We start from the raw sequence: 9,916 nt of genomic DNA on the forward strand, positions 1-9,916 counted from the left end.
GCCGCCGTCAGTACGTCCGTGACCCGACACGACTACGAGACCGAACTGACCGGGAGCCGCGAGGAACTGGCCGCCGTCCTGAGCGGGGTCGCCGACGGCCTGCTCGCCGGTTCCATCCGCGTGGGCGAGGGCGACGACGCCCTCGCCGTCGACCCGCCCGAGGAGCTGTCCCTCGAAGTGGAACTGGAGGCCGACGACGACGAGGTGAGCCTCGAACTGGAACTCGAGTGGCCGACCGACGGCGGCGAGCCGGTCGAAGCCTACGACGCGGCCGCGGAGGACGAACACGCCGAAGCCGAGGACGAAGGCGAAGCGGCCGACGCCGAGCCCGTGCCGGAGTCGCCGGTGGGCGCCGCGGCGCCCGTGGAGTCGCTGGCGCGCTTCGAGGTGTTCCGGGACCGCGCCGAGGAGTACCGCTGGCGGCTCCGCCACCGGAACGGCAACGTCATCGCGACCAGCGGCGAGGGGTACACGCGCAGGCACAACGCGTGGAAGGGGCTGCGCAGCGTGATGCGGAACGCTCCGGGCGCGGCGGTCCGCGAGGACTGACCCCGGACCGGCGTAAAACTTATTTTACTGTGTAAAACACGTTTTACTGTAAAACGCTCTTTACGGGGCGTTCGAGGTGACCCAGATGTCCGCAACCCACGCCACGCACGAACGGAGTCGAACAGCCGACGCGGCCGCGGAGGTGTCTCGCCCGTGAGCGTCCTCGAGCGTCCGCCCAAGTCCGCAAGGTCGTCGGCGCGCTCGCCGGCGTCGCGGGCCTCGCGCTCGGCGCGTTCACCGTACTGAACCGGCCGCTAGTCGGCGTCGGCGTCTACGCCGTCGCCATGGTCGCGGTGGTCGCGGTCCACTCGCGGACCGAGCGCACGGTTTTCGACGAGCGCGACGAGGCGCTCGCGCAAGAGGCCGCCCAGCTCACGCTCACCGCCTTCGGGTGGGCGTCCGCGGGCGTCTTCCCCGCGCTCACGGCCGCGTGGGGGCTCGGCTACTTCGAGTGGGGGCCCGCGTCCAGCGCCGTCGCGCTCTCGGTCGCGGCGCTGTACCTCACGTACGCCGGCCTCCTGTTCGCGCTCCGGCGGCGGAGGTGACCGCGGTGGAGAACGCCCTGCGCGAGCACCGCGAACGCCACGGCCTCAGCCAGCGCGAGCTCGCAGAACGCCTCGACGTCACGCGCCAGACCGTCAACGCCGTCGAGGGCGACCGCTACGACCCCTCCGTCGAACTCGTGTTCAAGCTCGCGGCGTTCTTCGAGGTGTCCGTCGAGGAGCTGTTCACCCCGGCCGTCGACCTCGACGCCACGGTCTCGGACCTCGACTAGTCCAGCGCCGCCACGTCCCCCGCGGTCGGCTCGTCGGGGAGCGCGTCGATGCAGTCGAAACAGAGGAAGAACTCCGAGTCGTCAGTGAACTCGAGGGTCATCCCGCCGGTCCCCGTCGGGTCCATCGTCCAGATGTCGCCGATGCCGCCGGCGACCCGGACGCCGTCCCCGCAGCCCTCGCAGCGCTCGCTCATACCCACGCTTGGGGGCGCGCGGCCAAACCCTTTCGGCCCGCGACGCCGACGTTCCCGTATGGAGGTCGACTGCGAGAACTGCGCCGGCTGCTGCGTCGACTGGCGCCCGCTCGCGGACGTCCCCGACCACGAGCGCCGCGGCCCCCAGCGCCCGCTCGACGACACGTACAACCTCGTGCCGCTCACCCGCGAGGACGTGCGCGCGTTCCTGGACGCCGGCCTCGCGGACGCGCTCACGCCCCGGCTCTGGGAGGCCCGCGACGGCCCGAGCGTCGAAGTCGACGGCCGCGAGGTCGCCGCAATCGCCGGAAAGCCCGCGTTCTTCGTCGGTATCCGGAAGGTCCCGAAGCCCGTCGCGCCGTTCGACGCCGACGCGTCGTGGCTGCCGTCGTGTGCGTTCCTCGACCCCGAGACCCTGCAGTGTCGCATCCACGACAGCGACGTCTACCCCGCGGAGTGCGCGGAGTACCCCGGCCACAACCTCGCGCTCGACGTGGACACGGAGTGCGAGCGCGTCGAGCGCCACGTCGGCGGCGACCGCCTGCTCGGCGACGACCCGCCCGCGGAGCAGTCGTCGCTGCTGTTCGGTCCGGAGGCGGTCGGCGAGAAGGTGTTCGCGTACCCCGACCCCGACGACCTCACCGACGGTTTCTTCGACCGCCTCACGGCGGGCGACCTCACCGACGAGGACCGCGCGCGCTTCGTCGCCGTCGCCGCCGCGAGCGCGCCCGGCACCACCGCCGTCGAGCCGAACAAGCGCGAACGGGCCTACGAGACCGCCGTGAACGCCGACTCGTGGGTCGGCGCGGCCGCCCGCGAGTGGCGCGAGCGCGCCGCCGACGACCCCGACCCCGAACTGGGAGCGGTCGTCGAGGAATCCCGGGGTGCGCCCGGGACGCCCGGCTGGGACGCCCTCGACAGTTAAGCGGCCGCGGGCCGACGGTCCGGTATGCGCGTGCTCGTCACTGGTGCCACCGGCTTCGTCGGCGGCCACCTCGTCCCCGAACTCGTCGCCGCCGGTCACGACGTCCGCGCGCTCGTCCGCGACCCAGAGCGCTACGACGCCCCCGACGGCGTCGACGTGGTCGCGGGCGACCTGCTCGACGCGGACTCGCTCTCCGGCGCCTTCGACGGCGTCGACGCCGCCTACTACCTCGTCCACTCGATGGGCTCCGGCGGCGACTTCGCGGAGCGGGACCGCCGCGCCGCCCGGAACTTCGCGGCGGCCGCGGACGCCGCCGGCGTCGACCGAGTCGTCTACCTCGGCGGCCTCGGGGAGACCGGCGACGACCTCTCCCCGCACCTCGCCTCCCGCAGGGAGGTCGAGGCCGTGCTCGCGGACGCCGCCTTCGACCTCACGACGCTGCGCGCGGCCGTCATCGTCGGCGCGGGCAGCGCCGGCTTCGACGTCGTCTACCAGCTCGTGAACAAGCTCCCCGTGATGGTGACGCCGAAGTGGGTGCGCACGCCCTGCCAGCCCATCGCCGTCAGCGACGTCGTCGCCTACCTCGCGGGCGTCCTCGACCACCCCGAGACCGCCGGCGAGACCTACGAGGTCGGCGGCCCGCAGGTGCTGTCCTACGAGACGATGCTCGAACGCACCGCCGAGCTCGCGGGCAAGCACCTCGTCGTCGTCCCCGTGCCCGTGCTCTCGCCCCGCCTCTCGACGTACTGGGTGGACCTCGTGACCGACGTGCCGCGCTCGGTCGCCCACCCCCTGATTCACGGGCTGAAGAACCCCGTAATCGTCACCGACCACGCCATCCGGGACGTGATTCCCGTCGAACTGACGCCGTTCGAGGACGCCGCGCGGCGCGCGCTCCGCGAGTACGGGGAGGCCGTCGATGGGTGACGACCGCGCGGTCTACGGCGAGGCGTGGGTGTACGAGAGCATCGTCGGCGCGATTCCCGGCGTCGACGTCTCGGACCGGACCGTCGTCGTCGTCCAGTTCGCGGGCTTCGAGGCGGTCCTGCTCGCGCTCGCGTTCGCCTACGACCTCCCGGGGGCGATTCTGCCGGGGACCGCCGCCGTCGCCGTCGCCGCCGCGGGCAGCGCGTTCATGCTCGACATCGGGCGGCGCGCCCGTAACCCCGGCGTGCCGGTCCGTTACCGGCGGCTGCTGTTCGCGTCCAGCATCGAGGTGGTGCTCGGCGTCGTCGCGTACGTCGCCCTGCTCACGTACCTGTTCGTCTACGACCCGCGGGACGGCGCGACGCTGTTCGCGGCGCTGCTCGGCGAGCGCCCGCCCGCGGTCCCCGCGGCGTTCGCGCTGCTCGTGCTCTGGGACGTCTGCTACCGCATCGGCACGGGCTGGTGGGCGGCCGTGGTCGCGCTCTGGCGGTCGCTGACCTACGAGTTCGACGCCGACACCGCCGCCGTCCTGCGCGCGGTCGACCGGCGGACGCTGGCGTTCGGCGCCGTCCAGTCGGTCCTGCTGCCGTTCGTCTGGACGCACCCGCCGCTGGTGGTCGCGGTCGCCGGCCACGTCGCCGCGGTCGTGCTCGTCGCTACCGGCGCGCTGCTCGCAACAAAATAGGACGGCTACTTCGACTGCAACTGCTGGAACTGGTCGAGGAGGTCCTCCGCGGAGTCGCCGTCCTCGAACTCCACGGACCCCTCGTAGGTCGTGCGGGTGTCGTCGTCGGCGACCTCGACGTTGTTGGTCTTCGCTTCGCGGCGCTCGTGTTCGTGCTCGTCATAGGCACCCATAGACATGGTAACTACACTCACCCTTGGCGATTTGGCACTATGAATGTAACGGACGTTCACGACCCCCGCGGTCTAGAACGAGACCTGCGTGGGGCCGTCGGTCCCCATCGGCGTCGGGTCGCGGTCGCTGTAGCCGACCCGGCCGACCGCGTCGGCGTCGAGCGCGCTGTACACCGCGAACGTGGCGTCCTGAGCGTCCTCGAAGCGCGTCTCGCCGGTGCGCTCGATGACCGACTCGAGGGTCTCGCTGCCGTCGGGGTGGGCCAGCTCGTGGTCCCCGATGGCGTCGGCCAGCTCGTCGGCGGTCAGCGGGTAGCTCTGCGACGCGAGGACGTCGGCGGTCTCTCGGAGTGTCATCAACATCACGAACTTTCACGATACACAAGTACGTTGCCCATGAACGATAATGAAGAATTTAATTTGTTTAAGGTCGACTGTACGCCACGCCGGCCCACACCGCGTGGTTTAGGTGGCGGCGCCCTCCCCACCAAGTATGGTGTACGCGGACCTCCACGTCCACACGCAGCGCTCGGACGGCACGCTCACGCTCGACGAGGTGCCCGCGGCCGCCCGCGAGGCCGGCGTGAGCGCCGTCGCCGTCACCGACCACGACCGCCTCCACCCGGCCCTCGACGCCCCGGTGACCGAGCGCGACGGCGTCGAAGTCGTCGCCGGCATCGAACTCCGCGTGGACGCCGGCGACCAGCGCCTCGACCTCCTCGGCTACGGCGTCACCCCCACGGAGGAGCTCCGCGCGGAGACCGAGCGCATCCAGCGCGACCGCGTCGCCCGCGGCCGCGCCATCATCGAGAACGTCGAAGCCGAACTCGGCGTCTCCCTCGCCCTCGAGCCCCGTGAGGGCCTCGGCCGCCCGCACGTCGCCCGCGCCGTCGTCGCCCACCCGGACACCGACTACGACGCCCCAGACGCCGTCTTCGCGGACCTCATCGGCAACGACGGCCCCTGTTTCGTCGCGCGCGACGTCCCCGACTTCGCGTTCGGCGCCGACCTGCTCGCGGATGCCTGCGGCGTCGTCGGCCTCGCCCACCCCCTGCGCTACCCCGACCCGGAGGCCGCGCTCGCTCGCTGCGAGTCCCTCGACGCCGTCGAACTCCACTACCCCTACGACCGGCCCGTCGGCCGCGACGCCGACGACGGCGGCCGCGCGCTCGTCGAAGCGGCCATCGAGGAGTACGACCTCCTCCCCGCCGGCGGGAGCGACGCCCACGGCCGCGAACTCGGCAAGGACGGCCTCGACGAGGCCGCGTACGCCGACCTCCGCGCGCGGCTCTGAGCCGCGGACGGGTGCGTGCCGGTGCCGTGAGGTTCAGGTAGCTGTGGGCCGAACGGTGGCGTATGCAGTGTCACTACTGCGACCGGGACGCGGACCTCACCGTCGAGAAGGGCGGCCTGAAGGTCGGCGTCTGCGAGGAGCACTTCCAGGAGCGGCTCGACGAGCTCTCCGACAGCGACGCCCTCCAGCAGCTCCGAGAGCAGCTCGAGATCGAACGGTCGTAGCGGTCCCCGCAGCGCCCCCGCGACGACCGCCCCTCCTTATCGGCTCGCGTCGACGTCGATCGCGTCGACCGGACAGACGTCCACGCAGAGCATGCAGTCGATGCACTGGGTCTCGTTCGCCGGGTCGGCCTTCTTCTCGGACTCCGGGTGACCGGGCGTCTCCACCCACTCGAAGACGTCGACGGGGCAGTCCTCGAGGCAGGCGCCGTCCGCCAGACAGATGTCGAAGTCGACGGCGACGTGCGTGCCGTGAATCCCGAGCTTCTCGGGCTCCTCGACCGGCCCCCAGACGTCGTGGCCCTTGTGCGTGTCCACCTGCTCGCGGTTCTCCGTGAACTGCGGGTCGATTGCCATACCAACGAGTCGGGCGGCCGGCGGTATCAACCCAGCGGGAGGCCGTCGGGTCAGGCTTATCCGAACTCGCGGCGTCTCCACGCACATGCGAAAGGTCCGCCTCGACGACCTCGACTCCCGGATGGGGCCAGCCGACCGGAACGTCCCGCTGACGGACGCCCTCGGCGCCGCCGACGCCGCGCTCAACTACTACGAACTCGACGAGGGCGACAGTTTCGCGTACGGCCTCCACAGCCACGCCAGCCAGGAGGAGTTCTTCTACGTGCTCGAGGGCACGGTCACGTTCGAGACCCTCGACGTCCAGCAGTCCCCGGACGACGCCGCCGTCGAGGCCGACGAGACCGAGGTGGCGGCGGGCGAGCTCGTGCGCTTCGGCCCCGGCGAGTTCCAGCGCGGCGTCAACCGCGGCAGCGAGCGCGTCCGCGCGCTCGCCGTCGGCGCGCCGCAGGACGCCGGCGACACCGAGATTCTCCGCGAGTGCGAGGCCTGCGGGGAGACCACCACCCAAAAAATCGAGCTCGCGGACGACCACTCCGAGATTCGCGCGGTCTGCGAGGCCTGCGGCGCGGTCACCGGCCGCTTCGACTGACGGGCCGACGGCTTTCTTGTCCCCCCGCCCCTACCCTCGGGTATGACCGAGCACGCGCCGCGGCTCGTCTTCGACGACGACTGCGGGTTCTGCACGTGGTGTGCGCACTTCGCCGAGCGCCACGGCGACGTCGAAATCGTCGGGTTCACCGAGCTCTCCCCCGACCAGCTCGCGCGGCTCCCCGACGACTACGAGCAGTCCGCACACCTCCTCACCGACGACGCCGTCTACTCCGCGGGCGCCGCCATCGAGCGCACGCTCGCCCACGACTTCCCCGCGCTCGCGCCCGTCTTCGACGTGCTGCGCGAGGCGCCGGGCTACGCGGACCTGCGCGAGCGGCTCTACCGCTGGGGCGCAGACAACCGCGACCTCCTCGGAAAAATCGTCCGCGACGAGCCGCCCGCCCGCAGCTAGTCCGCGGCCTTCGGCCGGGTCAGCGACTGCGTGAAGTTCTCGAACAGCCGCTTGGCCTCGCAGGCCGCCGCGTAGTTCTCCGGCGTGATGCCGTCCAGTACCTCCCGCTTGCGCTCGTCGGCGAGCTCGTCCTTCCGCGTGGTGACGTCCGCCGCGGTCTCCGTGTCGTACTCGGGGTGGAACTGGACGCCCACGGACTCGCCGAGCCGGAACGCGTGGACGCCGTAGTCGTTCTCCGCGAGCAGCCGGGCGCCCGGCGGCAGCTCCACGACCGCGTCCGAGTGCGTCGTGAACACCCGGAACGTCTCGTCGATGCCGTCGAAGAGGGGGTCGTCGGCGACCCGCTGGACGTCCCGGTAGCCGATCTCGTACTCGCCCATGTCGTCGACGCGCCCGCCGAGCGCCGCCGCGACGACCTGGTGCCCGAAACACACGCCGAGGACGGGGACGCCCGCGTCGTGGCAGTCCGCGACGTACGCCACGAGCGGGTCGATCCAGTCCTCGTCCCAGTACACCGACGACCGCGACCCCGTGACGACCACGCCGTCGAAGTCGTGGTCGGCGGGGAGGTCGCCGTCCGTGACGTGGAACTCCACCAGCTCCGCGTCGAGCTCCCGGCGGAAGTTCCGCGCGGTGTCAGTGGGGTCGTGGGCCGCGTTCAGCAACGCGACGCGTGGCCGGCTCATAGACGTTCGAAGTCGTCCGCGGTCAAAAGGCGTTTCGGCACCCACACGTGCTGTCGCAGTGTCGGAGACGGGGATGACAGGCCGTCTCCGCCTCTCCCGCCGATGGTTGGACTGTGCGATTCGCTGCGTGGTATCGTCTGTCGCACACGGACATAACTCCACGGGACGAGGCAAACCGTTGCCGCGTCTCCGAACCACCTTTGGTGCGCTCGTCCCCTCCTCGGGAGTAGGATGCGCGCCATCAAGGACAGCGTACACGACTGGGTGGAGGTCGACGGCGTCGCCGAAGCCCTGCTGGACACCCCCGCCGTCCAGCGCCTGCGGCACATCAAGCAGCTCTCGACGATCCGGCTCGTCTACCCCTCCGCGAACCACACGCGCTTCGAGCACTCGCTGGGCGTCTACCACCTCGCCGACCGCGCGCTCGCCCACCTCGACGTCACCGGCGCGCGCGCCGACCGCGTGCGCGCCGCCGCGCTCCTCCACGACGTCGGCCACGGCCCCTACGGCCACCAGACCGAGGGCATCATCCAGCGCCGCCTCGGCCGCCACCACGACGACGTCGCCCACCTCCTCGTCGACGGCGACGTCGGCGACGTCCTCCGCGACCACGGCCTCGACCCCGACCGGGTCGCCGCCGCCGTCCGCGGCGACGGCAAGCTCGGCCAGCTCGTCGCCGGGGAGCTGGACGTCGACCGCATGGACTACCTCGTGCGGGACGCCCACCACACCGGCGTCCCCTACGGCACCATCGACTACGGCCGCCTGCTGCGCGCGCTCACCTTCCGCGGCGACGACCTCGTGCTCGCGGAGGGCAACGTCGCCACCGCCGAGTCCCTGCTGGTGGGGCGCGCGCTCATGAACGCGACCGTCTACCGCCACCACGTCTCCCGCATCGCGGGGTCGATGCTCGACCGCGCGGGCGAACGCCTCCTCGACGCCGCCGCAATCGACCCCGAGTCGTTCGCGCGCATGACCGACGCCGAACTGCTCGGCGCGCTCCGCGAGCACGACCCCACCGCCGACGCCGCCCGCCGCATCACCGAACGCGACCTCTACAAGCGCGCCGTCTGGGCCGAACGCGACGACGTCCCCGGCGACGTCGTGGACGCCGACTACGAGGCCGTCCGCGCGTTCGAGCGCGACATCGCCGACGCCGCCGGCGTCCCCGAGCGCGCGGTCGTCGTGGACAACCCCGGCCACCCGTCGATGCCCGAGTCCTCCGCGCGCGTCGTCGTCGGCGACGAGGTCCGCCCGCTCGACCAGCAGTCCCCGCTCGTGCAGGGCCTGCAGGAGTCCCAGCGCGTGCAGTGGCGATTCGGCGTCTACGCGCCCGACGAGCACGTCCCCGAAGTCGCGGCCGCCGCCGAGCGCGTGCTCGGCCTCGCCGGCGTCGGGGACACCACCGAGGGGTAGTCAGGCCTCGAAGAGGTCCGTCGAGAGGTACCGCTCGCCGCCGTCCGGCAGCACCGCCACGACCGTCTCGTCGGGGTGCTCGCGGGCGTACTCTGCGCCCGCCGCGACCGCCGCGCCCGCGGAGACGCCGACGAGCAGCCCCTCCTCGCGGCCGACCCGCCTCGCCGCCTCCTTGGCTTCCTCGTCGCCGACGCCGCGCACCTCGTCGACGACCGCTGTGTCCAGCACGTCCGGGACGAACCCCGGGCCGATGCCCTGGATGTCGTGGCTCGCGTCGCTGCGCTCGGAGAGCGTCGGCGACGCCGCCGGCTCGACCGCCACCATCGTCACGTCCGCGCCCTCGTCCTCGGCGAGGTAGCGGCCGACGCCGGTGACGGTGCCGCCGGTGCCGACGCCCGCGACGACGGCGTCGACCGCGCCGCCGGTGCCCTCGTAGATTTCCGGGCCGGTCGTCCGGCGGTGCGCGCGGGCGTTCGCGGGGTTCTCGAACTGCTGCGCGAGTATCGCGTCCTCGCGCTCGTCGGCGAGCTCCGCGGCGCGCTCGTTCGCGCCGCCCATCCCCTCGTCGGCGGGCGTCAACTCGAGGTCCGCGCCCAGCGCCCGCAGGAGCGCGCGCCGCTCCTCGGACATCGACGCGGGCATCGTCAGCACGCAGTCGTAGCCCCGCGCCGCCGCCACCGACGCCAGCCCGATGCCCGTGTTCCCGCTGGT

Annotated in this window: 16 protein-coding genes and 1 pseudogene; 11 read left to right on the forward strand and 6 right to left on the reverse strand. The window is 72.2% G+C overall.

Translation table 11 applies throughout. From position 1 onward, the window contains the following. The first annotated feature begins 18 nt into the window (after positions 1–18). From GJ634_RS16420 to GJ634_RS04895, 3 genes and pseudogenes are all read left to right on the forward strand, one after another. On the forward strand, positions 19–549 hold the full coding sequence (locus GJ634_RS16420) for an amphi-Trp domain-containing protein (protein ID WP_331713998.1): 531 nt from the start codon (positions 19–21) through the stop codon (positions 547–549). Between the two features lie 224 nt (positions 550–773). Beyond that, positions 774–1,094: pseudogene (locus GJ634_RS04890) on the forward strand (DUF2178 domain-containing protein); the annotation flags it as partial. 5 nt (positions 1,095–1,099) lie between these two features. Beyond that, on the forward strand, positions 1,100–1,324 hold the full coding sequence (locus GJ634_RS04895; RefSeq protein ID WP_331713999.1) for a helix-turn-helix transcriptional regulator: 225 nt from the start codon (positions 1,100–1,102) through the stop codon (positions 1,322–1,324). Here GJ634_RS04895 and GJ634_RS04900 read toward each other — a convergent pair. After that, positions 1,321–1,518 (reverse strand): hypothetical protein, encoded by a 198-nt coding sequence (locus GJ634_RS04900; protein WP_157500766.1) that lies wholly within the window; start codon positions 1,516–1,518, stop codon positions 1,321–1,323. The two genes, GJ634_RS04895 and GJ634_RS04900, sit on opposite strands and share 4 nt — an antisense overlap. A gap of 58 nt (positions 1,519–1,576) precedes the next feature. Here GJ634_RS04900 and GJ634_RS04905 point away from each other — a divergent pair, with 58 nt between their 5' ends. The 3 genes from GJ634_RS04905 to GJ634_RS04915 are packed head-to-tail and all read left to right on the forward strand — an operon-like array spanning position 1,577 to position 4,055. Next, complete coding sequence (locus GJ634_RS04905) at positions 1,577–2,443, forward strand: YkgJ family cysteine cluster protein (RefSeq protein WP_157500767.1); 867 nt, start codon at positions 1,577–1,579, stop codon at positions 2,441–2,443. Between the two features lie 24 nt (positions 2,444–2,467). Beyond that, positions 2,468–3,370 carry an NAD(P)H-binding protein gene (locus tag GJ634_RS04910; protein ID WP_157500768.1) on the forward strand — a complete coding sequence of 301 codons (903 nt, stop codon included), beginning with the start codon at positions 2,468–2,470 and terminating at the stop codon, positions 3,368–3,370. Next, complete coding sequence (locus GJ634_RS04915) at positions 3,363–4,055, forward strand: hypothetical protein (RefSeq protein ID WP_157500769.1); 693 nt, start codon at positions 3,363–3,365, stop codon at positions 4,053–4,055. Before GJ634_RS04910 ends, GJ634_RS04915 begins: the two co-directional genes overlap by 8 nt. Positions 4,056–4,060: 5 nt before the next feature. Here GJ634_RS04915 and GJ634_RS15325 read toward each other — a convergent pair whose 3' ends face one another. Both GJ634_RS15325 and GJ634_RS04920 read right to left on the reverse strand, forming a co-directional pair. Then, positions 4,061–4,234: a DUF5786 family protein gene (locus tag GJ634_RS15325; protein ID WP_231736941.1), complete on the reverse strand. Its 174-nt coding sequence runs from the start codon at positions 4,232–4,234 to the stop codon at positions 4,061–4,063. A 66-nt stretch (positions 4,235–4,300) separates the two neighbouring features. Next, positions 4,301–4,585 (reverse strand): DUF5789 family protein, encoded by a 285-nt coding sequence (locus tag GJ634_RS04920; RefSeq protein ID WP_157500770.1) that lies wholly within the window; start codon positions 4,583–4,585, stop codon positions 4,301–4,303. A gap of 136 nt (positions 4,586–4,721) precedes the next feature. Between GJ634_RS04920 and GJ634_RS04925 the strand changes: the two genes are divergently transcribed. Further along, on the forward strand, positions 4,722–5,522 hold the full coding sequence (locus GJ634_RS04925; protein ID WP_157500771.1) for a PHP domain-containing protein: 801 nt from the start codon (positions 4,722–4,724) through the stop codon (positions 5,520–5,522). Positions 5,523–5,584: 62 nt separating this feature from the next. Next, positions 5,585–5,746: a DUF6757 family protein gene (locus tag GJ634_RS15330; RefSeq protein ID WP_167244240.1), complete on the forward strand. Its 162-nt coding sequence runs from the start codon at positions 5,585–5,587 to the stop codon at positions 5,744–5,746. Positions 5,747–5,782: 36 nt separating this feature from the next. Here GJ634_RS15330 and GJ634_RS04930 read toward each other — a convergent pair whose 3' ends face one another. Then, on the reverse strand, positions 5,783–6,100 hold the full coding sequence (locus GJ634_RS04930; protein WP_059058003.1) for a ferredoxin family protein: 318 nt from the start codon (positions 6,098–6,100) through the stop codon (positions 5,783–5,785). Positions 6,101–6,185: 85 nt separating this feature from the next. On the opposite strand from GJ634_RS04930, the gene GJ634_RS04935 reads away from it, so the two are divergent. After that, entirely contained in the window at positions 6,186–6,689 is a 504-nt protein-coding gene (locus GJ634_RS04935) for a cupin domain-containing protein (RefSeq protein ID WP_157500773.1), read from the forward strand. 42 nt (positions 6,690–6,731) lie between these two features. Beyond that, complete coding sequence (locus GJ634_RS04940) at positions 6,732–7,103, forward strand: DCC1-like thiol-disulfide oxidoreductase family protein (RefSeq protein ID WP_157500775.1); 372 nt, start codon at positions 6,732–6,734, stop codon at positions 7,101–7,103. Here GJ634_RS04940 and GJ634_RS04945 read toward each other — a convergent pair. Beyond that, the gene (locus GJ634_RS04945; RefSeq protein ID WP_157500777.1) at positions 7,100–7,789 is read right to left on the reverse strand and encodes a type 1 glutamine amidotransferase; all 690 of its coding nucleotides are present in this window, start codon (positions 7,787–7,789) and stop codon (positions 7,100–7,102) included. The genes GJ634_RS04940 and GJ634_RS04945 overlap by 4 nt on opposite strands. 231 nt (positions 7,790–8,020) lie before the next feature. Here GJ634_RS04945 and GJ634_RS04950 point away from each other — a divergent pair, with 231 nt between their 5' ends. Beyond that, positions 8,021–9,205: an HD domain-containing protein gene (locus GJ634_RS04950; protein WP_157500779.1), complete on the forward strand. Its 1,185-nt coding sequence runs from the start codon at positions 8,021–8,023 to the stop codon at positions 9,203–9,205. Here the strand turns inward: GJ634_RS04950 and GJ634_RS04955 are convergent. After that, positions 9,206–9,916, reverse strand: a 711-nt coding sequence (locus GJ634_RS04955; protein WP_157500781.1) for a PLP-dependent cysteine synthase family protein, incomplete at its 5' end; no start/stop codon positions are given.

Origin of the sequence: Halobacterium sp. CBA1126 (genome assembly GCF_009741975.1) — an archaeon.
In the GTDB taxonomy this organism is placed as follows: domain Archaea; phylum Halobacteriota; class Halobacteria; order Halobacteriales; family Halobacteriaceae; genus Halobacterium.